General features: G+C 38.3%; 20 protein-coding genes. 5 read left to right on the top strand and 15 right to left on the bottom strand.

Annotated elements, in window-relative coordinates:
• Positions 1-81 precede the first annotated feature (81 nt).
• Entirely contained in the window at positions 82-450 is a 369-nt protein-coding gene (locus tag DS731_RS01655) for a type II toxin-antitoxin system VapC family toxin (protein ID WP_119499705.1), read from the bottom strand.
• Complete coding sequence (locus DS731_RS01660) at positions 447-653, bottom strand: type II toxin-antitoxin system VapB family antitoxin (protein WP_119499706.1); 207 nt, start codon at positions 651-653, stop codon at positions 447-449. Before DS731_RS01660 ends, DS731_RS01655 begins: the two co-directional genes overlap by 4 nt.
• A 211-nt stretch (positions 654-864) precedes the next feature.
• Between DS731_RS01660 and DS731_RS01665 the strand changes: the two genes are divergently transcribed.
• Together DS731_RS01665 and DS731_RS01670 are read left to right on the top strand one after the other, a co-directional pair.
• Positions 865-2244 (top strand): YcjX family protein, encoded by a 1380-nt coding sequence (locus DS731_RS01665; RefSeq protein ID WP_119499707.1) that lies wholly within the window; start codon positions 865-867, stop codon positions 2242-2244.
• Positions 2245-2258: 14 nt separating this feature from the next.
• Positions 2259-3161, top strand: coding sequence for a YcjF family protein (locus DS731_RS01670; protein WP_119499708.1), 903 nt, complete (start codon positions 2259-2261; stop codon positions 3159-3161).
• 117 nt (positions 3162-3278) lie between these two features.
• Here DS731_RS01670 and DS731_RS01675 read toward each other — a convergent pair whose 3' ends face one another.
• A complete protein-coding gene (locus tag DS731_RS01675) occupies positions 3279-4388 on the bottom strand; it encodes a mechanosensitive ion channel family protein (protein WP_232373458.1) in 1110 nt (369 codons plus the stop codon).
• Positions 4389-4568: 180 nt separating this feature from the next.
• The gene (locus DS731_RS01680) at positions 4569-5795 is read right to left on the bottom strand and encodes a threonine/serine ThrE exporter family protein (RefSeq protein WP_119499710.1); all 1227 of its coding nucleotides are present in this window, start codon (positions 5793-5795) and stop codon (positions 4569-4571) included.
• Between the two features lie 96 nt (positions 5796-5891).
• Between DS731_RS01680 and DS731_RS01685 the strand changes: the two genes are divergently transcribed.
• From DS731_RS01685 to DS731_RS01695, 3 genes are read left to right on the top strand one after another with little or no spacing between them, the layout of a single operon-like run.
• Complete coding sequence (locus tag DS731_RS01685) at positions 5892-7088, top strand: outer membrane beta-barrel protein (protein ID WP_119499711.1); 1197 nt, start codon at positions 5892-5894, stop codon at positions 7086-7088.
• A gap of 1 nt (position 7089) precedes the next feature.
• Positions 7090-7644, top strand: a complete 555-nt coding sequence (locus DS731_RS01690; RefSeq protein ID WP_119499712.1) for a polysaccharide biosynthesis/export family protein — start codon at positions 7090-7092, stop codon at positions 7642-7644.
• Between the two features lie 9 nt (positions 7645-7653).
• Positions 7654-9837 carry a GumC family protein gene (locus DS731_RS01695; RefSeq protein WP_119499713.1) on the top strand — a complete coding sequence of 728 codons (2184 nt, stop codon included), beginning with the start codon at positions 7654-7656 and terminating at the stop codon, positions 9835-9837.
• Between the two features lie 171 nt (positions 9838-10008).
• Here DS731_RS01695 and DS731_RS01700 read toward each other — a convergent pair.
• The 11 genes from DS731_RS01700 to ppnP form a co-directional block, all read right to left on the bottom strand.
• Positions 10009-11120 (bottom strand): IS3 family transposase gene (locus tag DS731_RS01700; RefSeq protein WP_442858436.1). Its coding sequence is split into 2 segments (ribosomal slippage): positions 10009-10859 and positions 10859-11120, totalling 1113 coding nucleotides; the frame shifts between segments, so codons are not numbered across the junction.
• A 117-nt stretch (positions 11121-11237) separates the two neighbouring features.
• Entirely contained in the window at positions 11238-13022 is a 1785-nt protein-coding gene (locus DS731_RS01705) for a hypothetical protein (protein ID WP_119499714.1), read from the bottom strand.
• Between the two features lie 3 nt (positions 13023-13025).
• Positions 13026-14261: an oligosaccharide flippase family protein gene (locus tag DS731_RS01710; RefSeq protein WP_119499715.1), complete on the bottom strand. Its 1236-nt coding sequence runs from the start codon at positions 14259-14261 to the stop codon at positions 13026-13028.
• Positions 14248-15375: a nucleotidyltransferase family protein gene (locus DS731_RS01715; protein ID WP_119499716.1), complete on the bottom strand. Its 1128-nt coding sequence runs from the start codon at positions 15373-15375 to the stop codon at positions 14248-14250. Before DS731_RS01715 ends, DS731_RS01710 begins: the two co-directional genes overlap by 14 nt.
• Positions 15362-16471, bottom strand: a complete 1110-nt coding sequence (locus tag DS731_RS01720; RefSeq protein ID WP_119499717.1) for a glycosyltransferase family 4 protein — start codon at positions 16469-16471, stop codon at positions 15362-15364. The genes DS731_RS01715 and DS731_RS01720 overlap by 14 nt, the downstream gene beginning before the upstream one ends.
• Complete coding sequence (locus DS731_RS01725; protein ID WP_119499718.1) at positions 16461-17453, bottom strand: glycosyltransferase family 4 protein; 993 nt, start codon at positions 17451-17453, stop codon at positions 16461-16463. Before DS731_RS01725 ends, DS731_RS01720 begins: the two co-directional genes overlap by 11 nt.
• Positions 17450-18673: an O-antigen polymerase gene (locus DS731_RS01730; RefSeq protein WP_119499719.1), complete on the bottom strand. Its 1224-nt coding sequence runs from the start codon at positions 18671-18673 to the stop codon at positions 17450-17452. Before DS731_RS01730 ends, DS731_RS01725 begins: the two co-directional genes overlap by 4 nt.
• Entirely contained in the window at positions 18657-19523 is an 867-nt protein-coding gene (locus tag DS731_RS01735; RefSeq protein WP_161599068.1) for a sulfotransferase family protein, read from the bottom strand. The genes DS731_RS01730 and DS731_RS01735 overlap by 17 nt, the downstream gene beginning before the upstream one ends.
• Positions 19513-20385, bottom strand: coding sequence for a sulfotransferase domain-containing protein (locus tag DS731_RS01740; protein ID WP_119499721.1), 873 nt, complete (start codon positions 20383-20385; stop codon positions 19513-19515). Before DS731_RS01740 ends, DS731_RS01735 begins: the two co-directional genes overlap by 11 nt.
• Positions 20386-20433: 48 nt before the next feature.
• Positions 20434-21114 carry a metallophosphoesterase gene (locus tag DS731_RS01745; RefSeq protein ID WP_119499722.1) on the bottom strand — a complete coding sequence of 227 codons (681 nt, stop codon included), beginning with the start codon at positions 21112-21114 and terminating at the stop codon, positions 20434-20436.
• A gap of 141 nt (positions 21115-21255) precedes the next feature.
• On the bottom strand, positions 21256-21540 hold the full coding sequence (gene ppnP, locus DS731_RS01750) for a pyrimidine/purine nucleoside phosphorylase (protein WP_119499723.1): 285 nt from the start codon (positions 21538-21540) through the stop codon (positions 21256-21258).
• Between the last annotated feature and the right edge of the window lie 21 nt (positions 21541-21561).

Below are 21561 nucleotides of genomic sequence, written 5' to 3' on the forward strand. Positions count from 1 at the left end.
TACGTTTCTTATGCCGGTGATGTTACACGTAACATGAGGAGGAGGGAATGATTCTACGGTAGGAAAGAGGTGGCAGCTACATCAATCATACGAAATGTTGAAATGGTCTGCGAGTAGATTGAGCCGCTTATCAAGCGTCCAGAGGGCTACTTCCGGAGTAATCATTGTAGAAGCTAGCAGCGACAAATCTATCCAACCACAGCCACGACCGTACAGTTTGTGATGTTCAATCATATACAACGTTTCCTCATAACTCGCCACCGGGCAACACTTCAATCTTTTCAAATCAGCGAATGTTCTAGCTCTTGGCTCTGGCGGTGTACCGCAGGCCAGTTCACCAACAATTAAAGGATGGGTGACTACCCGGTCTGATAGCAATAAAGCGCTCAGGTCGCTGTTATATTTTTTGAAATGAGAAACCCACACTGAGGTATCAACCAGGACTTTCATTGAGACTCCGGCACTTCCTTTCGCCGCGACACTTCCGCCATATCAGGTGCTTTACCGCCTAAAGACGATAGCCTTTCAGCAGCTCGCACTCTGATAAACGTGCATATCGCTTCGCGGACTAAGTCAGCCTTGTTCATGCCAGGCTCAGCGAGTTCCATCGCTGTTGTGTACAGCTCATCGTCGATCGTCACGGTAGTTCGCATTATCTATCTCAATACTAATTTTGATGATTTAGTGCATCAATAATAGCATCAATCATATTGAAGGGTGTTTAATTATTATTCAACGAAACGTCCTGAACAGAAACTGGCAGCAAGAACAGTTCGTGCATTTGTATCCAAATGTGACAACTGCTTTTAAATTCACCGGTGATCCCCATATCATACCGGTATGTGTTGCGAATAACGGGTATCAATGAAGAGCTTTCTGAAGAATGTGTTATCACCGCTGGAACCCTTGCTTGATGGCATAACGTCGGCAGGCGACTGGTTCACACGTGAAAATCACCGTTTTACCATTACCGGGTTAAGCCGCAGCGGTAAATCCATGCTGTTCACCAGTTTAATGACCATCCTGAAGTATCGCAGTGAACATCAGTATCAGTGTTTGCCGCTGCTTAAGCACTTACCCGCAGAGCTGGTAGACAGCATGTGGCTGGAGCCGGTAGACGACTTTCCGTTATTCCCCATCGACGATCACATTGCCTCACTGGAAAAGGGCGAATGGCCAGCGCCCACCGAGAACGTGTATGCGTTTAAAATGGTGGTGCGGTTAAAGCAAACCGGTCAGTTCAAAAAGTATCTGTTTCCTCATACCCATGTGGTGTTTGAGTTTATCGATTATCCAGGCGAGTGGATCACCGATTTACCCATGGCCGGCAAAACCTTTGCTCAGTGGTCTGATTCCGCGCTGGCCCAGCAAATGACCGATCCCCAGCGTTTCTACGCCAAAGACTGGCATCACACCTTGGAACAGTTCGATTTCGATAGCGACCCCACACCCGAGGCCATGCTCACGCTCACAAGCAGCTACCGTGATTATTTAAAACAGGCAAAACTGGCCGGTATTGCTATGCTGCAACCGGGCAGTTTTTTGCTGGATGGCAGCGGCTTTAACTGGCGGGAAACCGGCTTTACGCCGCTGCCTGCAAAAATAAGCAGTGATATTACCCATCCCTGGACCAAAGCATTCAACGCACGGTTCAGTGAATTTCAGCAAGACTGGCTGAAACCACTCCGCGCCGGCACCTTCCGTGAAGCAGATAAGCAAATTATTCTGGTGGATCTATTCGAAGGGCTGAATCACAGCAAACAGCATTTGGTACAGTTAAAAGAAACCTTAAGCCACCTGGCAGATGTGTTTGTGTACGGTGAACAGGACTGGTTCTCAAAACACGTGTTACGCAAACAGGAAATCGGCAAAGTGGCGTTTGTGGCCACCAAAGCCGATCTCGTCCCCGACGCTGAAAAGCCGCAATTGCTGGCGTTACTGAAAGACGTATGCGGCGGCGCCACCGCCAGGCTCGAACGGGAAGACGTACCTTACGAGCATTTTCTGGTGTCAGCCATTCAGGCTACCGACGAGGGCAGCAAGCCCGGTGCGCTGCGTTACACCAATAAACATAAACAGTATGTGGAAGTACAGTTCGAACCTCTGCCGGCCCACATTAAAGATATGTCGGCAGACGAGCATTATCCTGCGTTGTATCCGCCGGTGCCCGCAGACTATCTGCCCCGCATGTTAAACGGCAGGGGACTGGATAAACTGTTTCAGTTTTTACTGACAACCCGTTAGTTAAAGGTTTAAACATGAGTGAAACCGATTATAAAGCGCCGGAATACCGGTCACGTACCATCGAAACGCCGCTGCAGCAGCAGGCCCCCAGCCAGCAGATGCCGGCAAAAATAGATACCTCAGAATGGGATATCGACGGTCAGCAGGGCATTTCCCTGAAAGTCATTACTCTGGTGCTCGGTGCGCTTACCGTCACCGGCTTTATGGTGTTTGATGCTATCGACTCTCTGGTTACACAATTCAGTGAGTATCCGCTGATTTCCACCGGCCTTGGCGTATTACTCGGCGGTTTTGTGGCCGCGCTAATCGCGCTCATTGTGAAAGAATGGCGTGGCTTTCGTGCGGTAGAAGCTTGTATTGAAACGCCACTGAATCTGCCCGCACTGGCAAAACTGGACGACCGCGATGTTGCTGAAAAACGCATCCGTGAGCACGCCCAACGTTTCGGCAAAGACAGCTACGCCGCAAGATGTTACAAGCAGTACCAGAGTGCATTGCATGCAGATATGACCGCAGCGGATGTATCCGGCCTGTATGAAAGCATGGTCGCGGTGCCTGTAACCAAAAAAGCCGAAGAAGTATTACGTAAAGAAGCTGTGGTGAGCGGAAGTTTGGCGTTTATTAGTCCGAACCACCTTATTCAAACATTGGCCATTGCGTGGATAAGTTTTCGAACCATCCGGCGTATCGCAAGAGTATTCGGATTACGCCCCGGCACGGCCGGCAGCTGGCGATTATTTAAAGTGGTGGCACAAAACCTGGCGGCACAAAGCCTGTTTGATATGGCTACCGATGAACTGGCCAATCAGATAAGCGGGTCTTTAGCCGCCAAAGTAGTAGAAAACTCAGCAGAAGCTGTGGCCGCCGGTGCGCTTAACGTGCGCCTTGGCAGAACACTCATTAAGTTGTTGCGCTAAGCACACACAGTGAAACGTTAATTCACCACCAGTCCCTCAGGCCTGACAAGCTCATCGCTCAGGCCTTTTCCCGCGCCCGGAACGATTGAGACCTGTGCGCGGGGTTTTTATTCCCCTCTATAAAATATTACTGCCGTCTTCCGGATCACGGGCCTGCTCTGCCTGACGGCGTATATCGTCATTCTCACTGCTTACGTCTTCACTGTGATCAATGGCCGCCGGTACAACAACCTTTTCCGGTTTTCCCGCAGACGGAGCAGGGGATGGCGACGTACCGGATGATGAAGACGGCATGAAAGGCAAAGAGGAACCAGACTGTTTATTCTCAGAATCCTTCTGAACTGACTGCTCCTGCGCGGAGTGATCCTGCCCGGATATCTGGCGAACCGGCACACCATCAGGGAAAACAATCTCACGGGCATCGTCCGGCATGGAAATACCTGCCTGCGTAAAGCTTTCGACCAGAATACGCATCAGCGAAGAGGCCATTTTCACCACGCTGGTGGTTTCCACATTGATCCAGAAATACACTTTCAGGTTTACCGTGGCAGAACCTAATGTATCAATCAGCACTTGCGGCTCTGGTTCAGTAAGCACGTTAGGGTGTTCAGTTAACAAAGCCATGGCGAGGTCGCGCACTTCAGCAATGTTATTGTCGTAGCCAATGCCAATCACAAACTGCCCGCGCATATTCGGGTTAGCCGTCAGGTTCTTAATAATGCCTTTGTACACAATAGAATTCGGCAACTGAATGTGATTGCCATCGAAGTCGACCAGGGTTGTAGCACGGGATGTCACCTTTTGTACCACACCTGTGTATGATTCAATCTGTACCACATCGCCAATACGAAAAGGTCGCTGCACGGTAAGCAGCAAACTGGAAATGAAGTTTTCGGCAATATCCTTAAACGCAAAGCCCAGAATAAGACCAATCAAACCCGTACCGCTGACAATAGCAACAGCGAATTCCGTAAGTCCGGCCATTTTAAGGAAGATATACAAGCCAAACAGCATGATAAGGGCGCTGATAGTGCGGCGGGTAACCGAGCGGATCAAAGAACTGGCAGATACATAACGAAAAGGTTTAATAATCAAACCTGAAAGGGGACCCGCCAGAAATATCAGTGCAATGAAAATAGCCAGGCCGGTGAGTACATCCGGCAGATGTGTTCCCATGGTGTTAAGGAGGGAATTGAGGTTTTCTGTTGAAGTTGACTGCTCATCCATATTGAAATTCCTTATGTGTACCATCCGTTGATACACAGGTATGACCGCGAAAGATTAATTCGCTATTGAATCGAATTTAAGATCAATTTACCTTATAAAGAGGTAAGGGGGTATTGCCGAACAGTTTTCCTGCCAGAAAAAGGGGGCAGTATCTACCCTTACCGCCCAAATCCGGATAAATTACAAAGCCTTCTTCGTAGGCGCCACAACATTCGCGAATATCAAGCCTGCAATCAACGACATAAAAATCAAAAAGACTTCCTGCCCAACGTGTTCCGCGGCGACAAAATCTTGGCCGGAAATAAATGAATTCAATCCGATATAGGTTTTGGAACCCGGCACCAGTACGATTAACCCATGCATACCCACAATAGTGTGTGGCTGGTGTGCAATGCGTGTAAACAAGTTAGCAAATACACCCAAAGCAAATGCGCCCACGAAGGTATTCATACCTGCTCCCATAAAATCTGCACTCCACACTGATGCGCCATAGGCGATGAACGCAGCTGCCACGCCCCAGGGAATGTGTATTGGTCGCGTACGGAATATAGCTACCAGTGATAGGCTTAACAGGAACACTGCAAGCCACGTTCCCCATTCCGGTAAAGACTCCGCTGGCACATAAATGTTTTCGCCAAATAAGGAAAAACCAACGGAGACACCAAGAAACGCTCCAAAATACAATTTAAATAATTGCATTAAGGCATCCATCACCCGCGCAGTGCCCGATACCATATTTCTTGAAGCGAGTTCGGAAAGCCCCATGGTTAACGCTAAACCAGGGACTAACACGATAACGGAAGAAAGCACGATTAGCGGAATGTTGATGCCAGGATCGATGTATCTTCCGATAGCACTGGCAGCCATGCCTGCCATAAAACTAGTCATTGGTTCCAGCATCATGTTCACGCGCTTTGAGCGCAGCGCCCACAGGTACCAGACATAAGAAAGCAAGCCCAAGAGCCCTGACCAACCTATTTCAGGCCAGCTTGCACCCATCAGCATAGCAAAAGCGCCTGTTGACAATGCAAATGAGAAACCTGTAACTAATTTTCCATAAGGAGAAGGCATGTCATCGATATCTGACAGTAGCCTGTCGGCCTCAGATAGTGTAACTTTACCAGAAAGGAGTTCACTAGCCAGTCCATCGACATGAGATAAGGAATTTAAGTCAAGTTCACCAGGTTGTAACCTTGCCGCGTGAGTATATTCATCTTCGTGGCCATCGGTCCAAATTACAAATGTAAGAGAAGTCGGCGTTGCGATGATAGAGGCGCGAACGCCCATATAGGCCGCCACTTCCAACAGATACGCTTCCAGACGGAAGGATGGCGTACCATACTTGTGCAGCATCTTCCCCAAGCGTACGATAAATCTTCTTTTTTGTATGAATTTGGAAGTGTGCAAGAGGGAGCCCTTGTAACTTAGGAAAATATGAAAGTTGATATTTCTATCAGAAATATCATTAAAGTCCGTAATTTTACAAAGAATATATAAAAGAATATGACTGTCAAATGGAAAAAAACAAAAACTTTGAATGCTCTACTAGCTAGGATGTTAGTATTCGTAGCGATGTCAACTATAGCCGTAAATAATGCAATAGCAGAACGGATTGGATTTTCATCGGCAACTGACGTTAAAGTTTCAAATGATGATAACATCTACAGAGTAGTTGATGAATTGGCGACCTCCGATTCCTATTTATCTGTAAATCCAAAAATTGAAATAATGGGTGCTTCAGGGAAAAATAGATTTTCTTTAGCTTATGATGGAGCATATTCCAAATTTTCAGAAAATAGCACAGCAGACTATACAGATCATGATATTGTTGGTAAGGCAGAGATGGAACACAGTTTAAGACTCAGCAGCAAGTTTGAGGCTGGCTTTTCCGATTTCCATGAAGATCCTGGTTCAATAAACAGAATTCAGTTGGAACTTACTGAATACAACAGAATTAATACTGAATATCTTTTCGGTGAATTTGCTTATGGTACAGACGAATCGATAGGTAAAATTGTTGGATCTTACAGAAAAAGTTCAAGAAAATATGAAAATGAATCTTTTGAATATCTTGATTTTGATAATAATCAATACACGCTTCGTTTTGAATATAGATTAGCCCCAAAAACCAGAGTTTATGTAGAAACTATTCAGTCAAGACTTAATTATGATTCTGCATTAACGTATGAACTGGATAACTCATATGACCGGTATCAAGCTGGTATAAAATGGGAAATATCCGAAAAGCTTTCGGGGGACGTCAATATAGGTTACCAACAAAGAAATTATAAAGAAGAAGAGATTCGTGATATCTCCGGATTCGCATATGATGGCATAATGCTCTGGAAAATCAATACTTTCACTAAATGGAAATTTATTGCAAGGAGAGAAGCGATAGATTCAACATTAGAAGATGCAAGTGGATTCTTAAGAACAACTTACTCTACAACAATTGAGCACGATATTACTGAACTTTGGAAAGCGGAACTTAGTTTAGGATATTCTAAAGACGAACTAGTACTTACTGCAAATCGGGAAGATGATAGATATATTGCTGGCGCCGGCATAAAGTATGATTTAAATAGGATTGTTGATTTTGGTTTTAATTATACATTTGAAGAACGTAGTTCAACTTTAGAGATAGCTAATTTCAAAGTAAATACAATAAATTTAGTAATGACAATTATCCTGGATGTTTAAAATGTTTAGAATAGCAGAAAAAAGAAAGGCGAAAATTTTAATGGCGATATTTTTAAGTTTTGTCGCATTAAGTTTTAAAGTAAATGCTCAACAGCAAGAAAGCTATAAACTAGCACCTGATGATGTCATTTCAGTAAGTGTTTTTGGCGAGCCTGATTTAAGTTTAAAAGAAGCTAGAGTTTCAAGTAGTGGTACAATCGCACTTTCGCTAATTGGACAACTAACTGTAAAAGGTAAGACAATATCAGAAGCCGAGCAATTAATAAAAAATAAGTATTTAGATGGTTATCTGAAAAAACCCGACGTAACAGTCACGATCGTTGAATACAGACAGTTTTACGTCAATGGAGAGGTAAATAAGCCTGGTGGCTATAGTTTTCGGGAGGGCATGACTATACAGCGTGCAATCACACTCGCGGGCGGCTTTACCGAGCGAGCATCACGTTCCACTGTAAAACTAATTAAGGAAGATAATAGTGAGATTTCTTTGGAGGTTGGTATGAATGAAAAAGTAGGACCTGGAGATGTTATAACTGTAGAAGAAAGTTTTTTCTAAAGGGAAATTATGATGAAGAACGAAGTTGTAACAGTGAACGCTCAAGAAGGCGGAATTAACTTTCAGCAATATATTCAGATCCTTAGACGTCGTAAATGGTTAATCATTTCTTTTGTTGTAGCATTTATAGTTTTTGGTGTAATTAAGATAGCTACTTCTACTCCTGTTTATATGGCGTCTGCGAAATTACAAGCCGATCCAGTGCAACCAAATGCATCGGCTCAAGATCAATTTCTTATGAACTCAATGATATTTCTTTTTTATGAAACTCAATATGAAATTATCCAATCTAGAAAGGTAGCTGAAACAGTAGTAGAAAAGCTCGATTTGGTTAGAAAATATAAACTAGAAACTTCTGAAACTGGAGTTCTTGAACAAGAAGAAGCTGGATTTATTTCAAGTATAAAAACTATTTTTTTTACCGAAGCTGAATCAGAAAGCTCTGCCACCTTAGGTGATGAAGAGATAAAGACTTTGCTTGCACAAAGTATACAAGCAAACATGACAGTGGAAGGTGGGACACAGAGCCAAATAATTAATATTAATTATCAAGACGAGGATCCAGTCTTCGCTGCCGCAGTCGCAAATGCTATAAGTTCGTCCTATATACAATTTGGACTAGAAGCTCGACTAAGTCAGATAAAAGACACATCTGAGTGGTTGGCAGAACAATTAGATGAATTACGTGTCACTTTACAAAATTCAGAAGACAAGTTGAGAAATTTTAGACTTAGTCAGAATTTAATGGATACAGAGCAGCAGGAAAGGATAACGAACACTCAACTACAAACTCTCAATACAGAATTGGTCAGAGCTCAAACTGAACTATCAAGTGCGAAAGAGCTTTTTGACCAAGTGAGTCAAATAGATCCCTCAACGGGCGATTACAGGTCAATTGGGCCAGTACTTCAGAGTACTACGATTAGAGAATTAGTCAGAGAAGAAAGTACTCTTAGTAGAAAAGTGCTTGAGCTGAGCGAGCGCTATGGCAAAAAGCACCCGGCTATGATTGCTGCGGAATCAGATTGGAATAGTGCAAAATCAAATCTTAATCGTGAAGTATTGAAAATCGTCGATAATATAAGAAAAGATTATAAAGCTGCGCAGGTAAAAGAAAATAACATTAGAACTCTGATAGAATCTACTAGGAATGAGCTTCAAGCATATCAGGGCGATAGTTTTGAGTTAACTAGACTAGAGAGAGAAGTTGAAAACAATAGAAGAATATATGAGAGTTTTCTTTCAAAATTAATGGAATCTGATGTTTCTGGTGAATATGACGCTTCGAATATTAGAGTCATTGATGAGGCAACAGTTCCAACCTACCCTATAAAACCTAGACCAGCATTTATTATTGCTATCGCATGCTTCTTAGGCCTTGTTGCAGGATGCGGTTATGCTTTTATCAAAGAATATATGACTACCGTATTCAGGACTCCAGATGAACTTGAAAAAGAACTACTCCTCCCAAGTTTGGGAGTTACTCCTTTAGTTAAAAAGAAACGCAAAGGTATACCTCCAGAGCATCAGTACTTAAATGATACGAGGAGCACATTTGCAGAAGCAATTAATACAATAAGAACAGGACTAATATTCTCAAATATAGATAACCCACCTAAAACTATACTTATCACTTCTACGACTAGCGCAGAAGGGAAAACGACACTTTCAGTTAACCTCGCAGTAGCTTTAAGCCAAATGGGAAGGACGCTTCTTCTAGACCTAGATTTGAGAAAGCCTGCTATAGCAAAAAGTCTGGGATTAAAAAACGATGCGGGAGTGACGGAGGCCATTTTTAATGGGTTTAATGAACGTAATATTCAGAGTATCGACGCTGTACCAAATTTATCGATCCTAACCAGTGGTTCGGTTCCTAAGAATCCTATGGAACTTATCGCGTCCAGAAAGTTTAATGAGATGATCGAGAAGTTAAAACTAGAGTATGATTATATTGTCCTAGACAGTCCGCCTACCTTACCTGTTAGTGATTCACGAATATTGTCAAAGATCTCCGACGCGACAATATTAGCCGTCAAGGCTGAAGCAACTAAAATATCTTCTGTTAGAGAAACTTTGGCAAGGCTCAAAAAGGTCAATGCTGAAATTACAGGGGTTGTACTGACGCAGGCTTCACCTGAAAAGATGAGTTATTACGGTGAACATTATTACAATAATGAATACTATGGGACTTGATGATCTAGTAATTAAAATCAATGTATACTTCACAAACTAACTCGTTAAAATATTAGTATATAAGTTGTATTTAGCTCAGACCTGATCTGACAATAAGCCAGTTTTCTGCTGCGCGCGTCGGATTAGATTTGAGCTAAAGTTTGTTCAGCTCAAACTGTAAACCTCCCCTAATTAGTTACATCCATAATTAGAGGTTTCAGCCGGTTCATGTTTGCTTAAATATTCCCACGGTGTCAGATCATTCAGTGCATCATGGGGGCGTTCCTCGTTGTATTCTGTCATCCAGTTTTCGGTCAGTTCACGTACTTCATTCAATGTTTTGAAGACATACATGTTGAGTATTTCTGTCCTGTAAGTGCGGTTGAATCTCTCGATAAAAGAATTCTGCGTAGGCTTTCCGGGTTTAATAAATTCCAGTGCAATACCATGCTCTTCAGCCCAACTTGCCAGCGTGATTGAGATAAATTCCGGCCCGTTGTCCATGCGAAGTTTACTGGGGTAACCCCGCCAGGCGACGACGCGCTCCAATACTCTGACTACACGCTGCGATGGCAGATTCAGGTCAATCTCGATAGCCAGTGCTTCACGGTTGAAATCGTCTACCAGATTGAACGTTCTGAAGCGTCTGCCGCATTGCAGGCTGTCGCACATAAAATCCATTGACCAGCAATGATTAGCCTGAGCCGGCACGGCCAGTGGCTCCGGGTTTCTCGCTGGCAGCCGTCGCTTTCCACGGCGTCGTTTATTCAGCTTGAGTTCGCAGTAAATCCGGTGAACACGCTTATGATTCCAGCCATGGCCCCAACGACGCAGGATTTTGTACAGCTTGCTGAATCCGTAGGCCGGATAGCGCTCAGCGGCTTCAATCAGTTTGGCGATGACCCTATCATCACGCGTTTGATCAGGCTGGTAACGATAAACTGAATCACTGATGCCAACAGCGCGACAGGCAAGACGTAAACTAGCACCATGCTGCTCTCGCGCATAATCAACAAGCTCACGCCTTATCGCTGGCTTTACAGCTTTTTTTCGACGATATCTTTGAGGATCCGGTGTTCCAGACTTAAGTCAGCGAACATCGCTTTAAGCCTGCGGTTTTCGTCTTCAAGATCTTTCAGTCTTTTGATATCAGACGCTTCCATACCACCGTATTTAGCTTTCCAATTGTAGTAGGTAGCATCTGAAATACCGTACTCACGGCAGACTTCTTTGACCAGTCTGCCTGCTTCCACTTCCTTTAAGATCTTTACGATCTGTGACTCTGTGTAACGGGACTTTTTCATCAGGAGTTCTCCATTCTTGGCTCAGTTTACGCCGAAGAACTCTAAAAAGGTATGCCGCTATTTTAGGGGAGGTTTACACGCACTCAAAATGAGTTGACGTCAATTTGTGCTCGTTAATTAGTCATTAGATGAGTTAACTTCTAAAACTAGTGGTTTAGATACTGTATCATAAGTTTTTACTACTACCTTATATTTACCATCAGGTAATTCTGGAAGATCGACACTAAGTTGTAAATCATCTGAATCGCCTGAAACTACAGTAGCATAAACTACCGCGTTAATCATAGAATTGAAAATTGTAATTCTATAACCACCAGGATTGATTTTATAAATAGGCCTTTGTTTAAAAAGTCTGTGGCCGCTTAAATATAAGCTGAAATTTTCTTCACCACTAAAGATAGTCAATTTTGACGTTTGATTATCTTTGGAGAAACTTACAGTTTCAACTACTGGAAGATTTGGAACACTATGAGCTATATCCGACCGTAAATAATCTAACTTTAATATTGATGTAGCTATTGAGGCTAAGTTCAAATAGAAATCATTTTGTATTTCGAAACCATCCTCGTTAAACGGAATGTAAGCGATATTATTCTTGCTACAGGATAGGGAACTACCTCTTGGCAAATCTATTTCTGTAGCGATTTGTTTAAATATCGCTGTACCTTCATCAACTTCGTCAAAATTAGCACTGAAAATTGTCTGTATATCTTTGTTTTCAAGTAAGAAAGAAAGTTGTTCCCAATAGAATTGACCCCCACTTCTAGGAATTTGATTACGATTCTCGCAGTTGTCGGTCAGATGTGCCCAAGAAAAACCTGGCCAAACAGTCGGGATATACATTATCCCATTATCCTTGGCTATCTCGATATCTTTTAATATAACTTGTTCATAGTAGTTTTTAAAACGATATTGCTTGTATCTACCAACGTGCCAAGGATGTATTGCATCAATATAATGCTGAGAATATAGCGAAGAGTAAGCTTCCAGTTTAGAATTAATAGCTGCATCTGATTTTCTACTATCAAACTGATTTTTATCAGCGGCTGAACGCCACATTGAAGGTACTCCAGCTACTACAAATGCTCTGTATTTTTTGTCTTTTGCATTCTTAAAGAATCTCAAGATTTTTTTCTGCGCCTCCAAAGAGGCCGTGGTCATGTCTTTTCTAAAGCCGATTCCGTAGATAGAAACCACCGGCAGCCCGCTTTGGTGCAAATAAGCGGAACTATCAACTAACCCCATATCAACTAAACGCTTCCAATCACCGATAACCGCATCATATTCATTCTGAACGTTACCATAAATCGACTTAGGGTTAGACGGATCAGTTATGTTATATCTTAGTGCAAACACGCGATCATACTTTTCTGCACTAATTCTAATATTATTAAGTACTTTGTCTTTGAATAGATATATCTCTGAATTTCTATCAGAAATAGCAGAAACAAACCGCATATGAAATACGCCATCTAACGAGTACTCTTTCATCCATTTAAAATGAAGATCAATAGTACTGAGGTCTGAAGCTGAGTATAAATGAATGTTATTGCCTGATGAGCTAGTTAACAGTGAGTTGTCTGATAATGGAATTTCGTATTTATTTAAATATTCAGAGGTGTCTGGGTAGAAGTCAAAGCTGGAATTGCTAGGTGTAGGTGGACTGTTTATATCTTTGTCTGAACTCCAATGCTTCCAATTTTTAAAGTACTCAGAATTAGGAGTAGAGAACCAACCTTGATAGCCAAAAAGAAATTTACCTTCTATAGTATCTGCGTTGGTTTTTAGTTGATTGAAATTGTCCTTAGGTATATCGACTACAGTAAAAGAATTTCTAGATGAATGGGAATAAAAAAAGGCTATTAAAATTGCAAAACAAAGTGTTCCTAATATATATCTCACTACTTATGATCCCTTATTGTTTTCAAATAGATCTTTCGCAGCTTTGAAGTTTATAGCGTTAACGAAAATAATAGATGATGCCATAGATACTGCTGATCCGATAAGCGGAAAGCTTGGAATAAGAAGTACGCCTAAAGATATAGTTAATAATGCGCCGAAAAAATTGACATTACGAACCAAAAGCTCTTTTCCTGAAAGGTTGAGTATTATTGCAACTGAACCTGTCAGAACATTAAAAAGTTGCGCTATACACAATATTCTAAGAGCTGTAGAACCTTCTGAATACTCAGGACCGAAGAAGTTTAGTACTAAATTAGGTGTGTATATAACCAATAAAATTATAGGAAAAGTAAGTATTGATATTACGAAAACAGATCGTTTATATAAACTATTTAACTCTCCAAATTTAGACTCTTTAATGAGAGTTGAAAATTTTGGCGCTAGTACAAAGTTGACAGAAATTAAGAAAAAGCTAATCAATAGACTTACTCTTTGAACACTTGCAAAAATAGCTACCATGGCTTTATCCTCAGAGTAGCCCAATATGAATTGACTCGACCATTGGGATAACTGCGTGAAAACAAGCGTGCTAAAAAATGGGAATGAGCTTATAATTATTTTTTTTAATTTAAATTGTAACTTTGAATTTCCAAATTTCTTGAAGAAAAAACATAATGACAAGAGAGACGTAAATATTGAAGAAAATAGAAAAACTTTAGCAAAATCTTCTACTATGTTAATTTGAAATAGTAAACTCACAATCAAAATGATTGACATGAATAAAATGTTTTGAAAAATGATGCTATGATAAATGTAGTTTCTAGCTTGAAAGAAAAATGAAATAAGAAAGTGAATCCCATTAAAAAAAATAGATATATAAAAAAGGAGGAAAACTATCTCCGAAGTGAAATACAATACTAATAATAAACCAGTAAAAAAAAGAATTGAAAAAATACAAATGTAGTTAACTAACTCACTAAATTCAAATCCATAACTTTCATCCTGAGTCAGAGCTTTGATAATGTATGTATCTAGCCCAAATCTAAAATTAAAAGACAGAAAAGTAAAAATTGCAAAGTAAAGTAAAATTAAACCAGAATCTTCAATGTTAAAAGAATTAGTTACGTATAAAGTGAATAAAAAACCTAAGACGGCGCTTACTAGACGCAAGATAGCACTAGAAGCCAAAATTTTTAATAGGACAGTGTACTGAGAGTTAATTAGATTATTTAATTTCATACTGCTGGCCGCTATATCTTTTTATTGAACTAAATGCACGATAGGCATAGAAGTAATATAAAGATAATCTCGATGTAAATTTTCTATTATATTTTTTCTCTAGTACTATCTTTGGAGGAAATATTGTAAGTAGAAGGAATACAAGCCCCTCTTTAATCGAATCACTATAAATTATATTATTTAATAAAAATCCGAATCCGCTAATATTCTTCGTTAAATGTTTTAGTTCTTGATTGCTGCTGCAAATATTGCAATCTATACGATATATAGAAAAGTCGAACATTGAAAAGTTAAGGCTTAAGAAGTCAAGAGTCTTTTCATAAATATATGACAACCTTAACTTGCAAATCTTTTCTTTTAAAATTTCAATTTCTTCTTTATCTAACGATTGTAACATCTTGAGTAGATCATAAACCCATATGAGCTTAATTAAATTTCCCTTGTTTATATGACTTATTAAATGTACGAAACTATGAATTATTAATATATTCTTGGAAGGGAAATTTATCGTGAAATCTTTAAATTTAAAGCCTATTGATTCGTGGCAGAAAAGATAATTTGGTAAAGCTTTGTTTATTGCAAAATCTGAAGATATTTTACTGTGTAGATCTATTTCTAACCGAAATTTACCTATTTCTTTTACATAGGAGCATTGTTTTATTAATGGTTCGGAATTCCATCCAACACCTAATACATATCCGCTTGAAATCAAATAGTTGTGAAAGATTTCAAAATCATCTTTGTTTACTAGAATGTCAATATCTGAATAACCCCGATCAATTGGGTTATCATAAAATACTCTTGAGACTGCAAATCCTTTTAGAACAGTAAATGGCTTACCGATATTGGCGAATTCTGAAATAGCTATTTTTCTAAAATTTTCAATTTGAGTTCTCCTAGCTATGGTTTCGAATTTTTCGTTTTTAAATTTTTCTATTAATGAAGTATCGAAAGAACTGCGTTCTATCTGAGTTAAAAATAAAAAATCTAACCCATTACGCTTACTCAACTCATAGATATCAAATATTATATCGGTACTTGGACTCTTGATATCAAAAAGAAAATCAAACAATTTTCTTTCTTCATCTTTAAAAACTAATTTATTGATTTTCATCTACGCGGCTTGAAATAAAGTTCATGATTTTCTGCTTAAAAATTGAATCATCAAAAGTTAAAGCATGCTCTCTAATGTCTTTAGGATTGAATGTTAATTTTTCGAACTTTTCTATAGCGTTACAAATTGATTCAGTGGTTTGATGTTGAAAGTGTAAACCAGTTTTTCCATCTATCACAGTTTCTAAGCTACCACCTTTGCCGTAAGCAACAACGGGCGTACCACAAGCTTGTGCTTCAACTGGTATGATTCCAAAGTCTTCCTCGGCCGCAAAAACAAAACATTTCGCTTCAGCCATAAGAACCTTCAATTCGTCGAACTGAACATATCCTAGCATCGTTATATTTTCTTTTGCGATTTTAGCTATATCATCAAATTCAGGACCCGTTCCAGCAACTATCAATTTTTTATTTGGCATTAGATTAAAAGCTTGTACAATTAATTTAATTTTTTTGTATTGAACTAATCTGGAACAGGAGAAATAGTAATCTTTTTTAATTTCACTTAACTCAAAAGCTGATGTTTCCACAGGAGGATATATTGTTTCAGCATTTCTTCTGTAACACTTTTTTATCCTCCTCTGAATAAAATTAGAGTTTGATAAATAAAAATCTACTCTATTAGATGAAATTACATCCCAAATTCTTAATTTACTTAAAAAATACCTAGCAACATAACTTTTGATTCCAGATAATAAATTACTTTCTTTTAAATACTGATATTGTAGATCCCAAGCATATCTCACTGGTGAGTGACAATAACAAACGTGTAATTGGCGGGGGCCAGTAATTACACCTTTTGCAACACAATATGAACTGCTGATAATTACATCATAATCTGACAAATCAAACTGCTCCACTGCTAGTGGAAATAAAGGTAGATAACTTCTATACTTTTTCCTAGCTAATGGTAGTTTATTTATGAAACTGGTCTTAATATTTTTAGAGTTTATATATTCATCATTAAATTTATCTGAATGAACTAATGTAAATATATCAGATTGAGGGTATATCTCTAAAATACTTTTTAGTACTTTCTCAGCGCCACCATTATCAATTAGCCAATCGTGAACAATAGCTATTCGCTTAGATTTCATTTGTTTCTCTCAGTACTTGTATTAGTGTATTCACACTACTCTTCCATGTTTCAGATTCAGTTATAGCAGATTTTTTCATTGTATATTCGGGTAAGTTTGCAAATACTTCTCTCAATTGTTTTGAATCATTTTCAAAAAAATATCCGTAAGTTCCGAAGAGCTCACGATGGACAGGAATATCAGATAACAGCGGTATACATCCGAAATTTATGCTTTCAGCTATGGGTAATCCAAAGCCCTCATATTCTGACGCCGAAACGTAGAAGTGGGCTGATCTGTAATATGCTATTAACTCCTCGTCAGTTACATATCCTGTAAAAAGTATATTGTCATGTTCTATTGAAACACTATCGTCTGCGAAAACCTTATTTTTACCGCCAACTATTACTAATACCGAATCCTCGCTAGGATTACTCGCTATCCACGATTCGGCAATATATTTTAAGTTTTTACGAGGGTCCATCGAAGATACAGTAAGCACAATCTTTTTGAAATTGCTTAACTTGTTTCTGACATCTGGAATATCTTGCTCAATGTGGTCTTCAAAGTCCATCCCATTTTTAATTACTGCTAGTTTAGAAACATTAAAATTGAAATACTTTACTATCTCATCTTTCGAAAAATCAGATACAGTTATTACTTTTTTTGCTCGATGTAGTAATAATGTGATCAAAACTCTGTAATAGTATCTAAAAAGTTTTGAATGAGATTTAGATGCCATAAACGCAGCATCATGAATAAATAGTATTTGGTTCGTTTTAATTAAAGGACCAGTATTACAGAAGTTAATTAGAATGCCATCTTTTGTCTTCCAAGGTAATATTATTTGTTCAAAAAAAACAGCCATCAACCCCTGATATTTGTTCTCAATGATCTCGATATTGTGTTCTGTTTTTAACAATAGATCAGTATACTGCTTAGCTACTCTCTGGACTCCGGTAATCCTTTGATTTAGGAATTTTCCATTGATGTAAACTTTCATTGTTTGACCCTTTTTGCACAGTAAAAATAGATAAGTGCGAATGTCACGAATACTATAAAGAATCTTGTACTTCCCCAAGAAAATGTTCTCGACAGTTCGAGTACACCTATAAACCACGCCGGATACATGAAAATACCTATACCATTTTGAAATTTAAACGTACGATAAAAATGACCTGTTATGAAGCCCAATATTGTAAGAATTATTAATCCTATTGGTACGCCATAATCAGTGTAGATAGCGAAAACTGGTGCATAGTTGTTAAACTGTGGGTCTAGGTGTATTTTGAGATATGACATGTATTTGTCATATTCGAAAGAATATATTTTATTTAAGTTATTAAAACCCGGTAGCTTGTAGAACCATTGTTGCGTAAGCCAAGGAACTTGATTGACATCAATTGCCTTCCAGTAACTTATTCCTGAATTTTGTGCGATAATAAAATATGATGAAAATCTATCGAAGATGAATTCGGCGAAGCTATCGTAGCGCTTTGAATAGTAATGAATCCATGAACGAAAATATTCTGATATTGAAAATATCACTATTAATCCAGGAATTGCCACAACAGGTATTATTTTTATCAAGTTTTTGTATTTAGTTGACAGAATGATAAATGGAATTGCGAATACTACAATTACTTCAATAAGAGCTAGTCGTTCGCTTCTTACAAAGGCGCGTATTATCGATATCAATATGATTAGAAAAAACACTTTTAAGTAAAATCTTCTATTTATATTAAAGTTGATCTTGTAAGAACAGATTACCGATATGCAAATACCTAGTTGGCTAAGAGTAGTAATGCCAGGTATCGTTTGAGCAAGTTCTCGACCATAGCCTTGTTCTAGTTCTGCATTCGCTATCATTAAAAAATACGATGGATTTTTTATAAATTCATAAAATAAAAGTATATTAGCCGTCAAGTATAAGGCAAGCATCATATAAACTATTATTTCTAGCTTCTTTTCAACAAATATATAGCGAAATGTTATATTATTATTTGGTTTACTAAATTTTGTAGAAAAGAAGGCTCCGATAGTAAATGAGATAAAACCAAATATTCCGAGTATAAATGAAATTCCATCAATTTCCTTTAATTGACTTGCAGTAAATTTATACCAACTTTGATCTAGCATGAATGCTACGCACAATATAGGTACATGGATTAGACCAACTATAGAAATAGGGTTTAGCCACCAGACTTTATTTCTTTCCATCATCAATTAGTCTTCTATAATTATCATTTAGTTCTTCCAATCTACATTTAACAGTCTTGTCGAAAACTATTTCTTTCTGACTTTCGCTTTTTTTAAAATATAAACTCTTTAAAACATCTTTATATCTTCTAGACAAAGTTTGTTTTATTATTTTCTTCAAACCTGTCTTTGCTAAATAATAATTTAATCTAGCAAATCGGGCGTCTTTCGCTTCGTTTTCCTTTAAGATTTCTACTTCATCTAAGGAAATTGCAAGAAATTCGCTTAATTTATCTTTCAAATCATATTTGTCGAGTATGAAACATTGTTCAAACGGAATTATTAGTATGTCATCAAAGAATTTTTTGTATGTGTTTATTATTTCTAAATAATCTGATTCTTTAATGTAGCTTGAATTTCCAGTACCATTTATTTCAGCCTTTAGTAATGTATTGAGATCTTGCTTTGTATAGCCAATTCGTAAATCCATTCTGTAATGTGATTGTATTCTTTTAACCGGATCTCTTATTATTAAAATTATCTTTGCATTAGGATTGTAAGCTTTTATTCTTGGTGCGACTTTATCGGCATATCTGCAGTATGATGTTGAAAAATCACATATTATATTCTTCTTATTTCTGTAATTTTTGTTCTCTAACTCAAGTTTCAGAATTCCAATGTGAGATGGCGTGATTCTTTCTACAATTTTCGCATCTGTGATACCCATTTTCATTTCTTTTATCATTTCTTCATAACAGAAAAAATTTGGTTCCTTGATTATGGGTAAAGCAACATCTTTATTATTTTCAAGGGCTTTATATAGCGTTGTTGTTCCTGACTTTGGAACGCCAATTATGAATGTATTAATCTTCAATTGCGTCAATCCTCTCTATGGTATTTATTTCTTCATCAGAAAGGATTTTTTTCCAATATTCAGTGAGACTTTTGGCATCTCTTTTTTTAGTATGCGCAGTTTTAATCGAAGTTATGTCTGCTTTTCCGTTAGATCTATCTTCTATATATTTTAGAATTTTAGGTGTAAGTGGTATGCCGATGAAATCAAAAATTGTTTTGTAACCTTCTTCAGATTTCTCTATTAATTCGTTCATGTCGACATATAGTATATTTTTTCTTTTGTTTTTATTTAATTTCGCTATTTTATTTAAAAGTGCTCCATTTACGGCAGGATTTTTAACATCAAAGTCATTGATTTCCTTTAAGTATTTTAGGCCAGATTCTTTTAATTTTTTATTTATTTCTAATACATCAAAACTCCAACACATTCTTTTAAAGCTTGCAGCAATTTGAAATGAACTTCGTTCCGTAATTATTATTTTATTATCTTCATCGAAGCTTGATTTTAGAAAATATAAAAATGGGTCTTTAATTATTAATCTTTCAGGCTTAGTTATATATCTACATTTTTGATATGAAAGGTTATTTCTTGTGATTCCTATTTTCTTCGCGATTTTTTTTGCTATTGGATCTTCAGGATAGTAATTTTTCTTAAATTTTAGTTTGTTATATTTGAGATCATCTATGAACTTTTTCGTGATTTTTCTAGCTGAGGTTTCTTCGCTTATAACAAAATATTCATTAATATCTACGATCCCCGTTATTTTATTAAACGGTTCATATATAAAATCCACGTTTTCAACTTCGCTTAGAACTTCTCCAATTATTGTTGTTCCTGATCGTGGGATGCCGCTTATTATTATTAATTCGTTAAATTCCATCTTGTTGCCTCATAACACCATTTTTAATTTGGTCTTTCTTTAAACAGGTCAAAAATCATTCAATTTTATAACTGAAGGGTTGCGATAATATACAGTATCGACATGTAATGAATTCCCAATCCAAATTGGTTCTGGTGTCGAGTTATGTCCGTGAATTGAATAATCCACTCCGTGATTTACTTTGTTTATTTTTTTGTTGAATCTTTCTCTATCCCACATAAGTGGAAATACACAGGCTTCAGTATTTTGTGGCATGTGCTCCCAACTCCAGGTTGGGGGCAGAGTATGAGAAATGCCGATCTTCTTTCCCTGATAATCAACAGTTATTGCGAGCTGTTGTTGCAGGAACCATTTACACATATTTACCAGCGTTTGAAAGTCCGCTGTCTGATGCCACTTGCCACCATTTTGCACCCAAAGGCGCATGGCGTAGCTGTCCCTGCCCATTAATGCTTCCAGCATCATGTGTTCATGATTGCCTAGCACCACATTGGCGTTAATTTCCTGCATATATTCGACGAGTCTTGCGCTGTCGTTTCCGCGATCAATAATATCGCCTAAGCTTATTAGTACATCGTCTTGTGGGTTGAAATCAACTTTATCTAATTCTGATTTCAGCTTTGTGAAATTGCCATCAAGATCGCCGACCACGAACACACGTTTATCATCCTCGATAGTAATGTGTTTATGCAGGCGTACTTTGCTAATGACGTTGGTTTTGACTTGCATTGAACTGACTACGCTAACTTCCTTATTAGGCATAGTGTATGTTTTTCGAGTCGTGGTTTCAAAGAATAACTTTGATGGTCGGGTATGTGCGGAAAGAATTGAGTATAGGCGTAACGGGCGTTACGCCTGAGATATTTATTTTTAGCTATAAAAACAAAGATAAGCCGTAGTCACTTCCACTTTCACATCAAAAGACTGATTCGCTGCGACGTTAAACTCTGTGCCTGTTTTATAAGACTGAAATTCGTCTGAACCGGGCAGTTTTACAATCAGCTCACCTTCAACCACTTTCATCAGTTCATCTTTAGAGGTGCTGAAAACATATTCGCCTGGCAGCATAACACCTGAGGTACACGGGCCGTTTGCTGAATCGAAAGCGATAGATTTTACGTTGTCGTCGAAGTAACTGTTTACACTTAATGACATAGAGAGGTTTTCCATTATTAA

This window comes from Alteromonas sp. RKMC-009 (assembly GCF_003584565.2).
GTDB lineage: Bacteria > Pseudomonadota > Gammaproteobacteria > Enterobacterales > Alteromonadaceae > Alteromonas.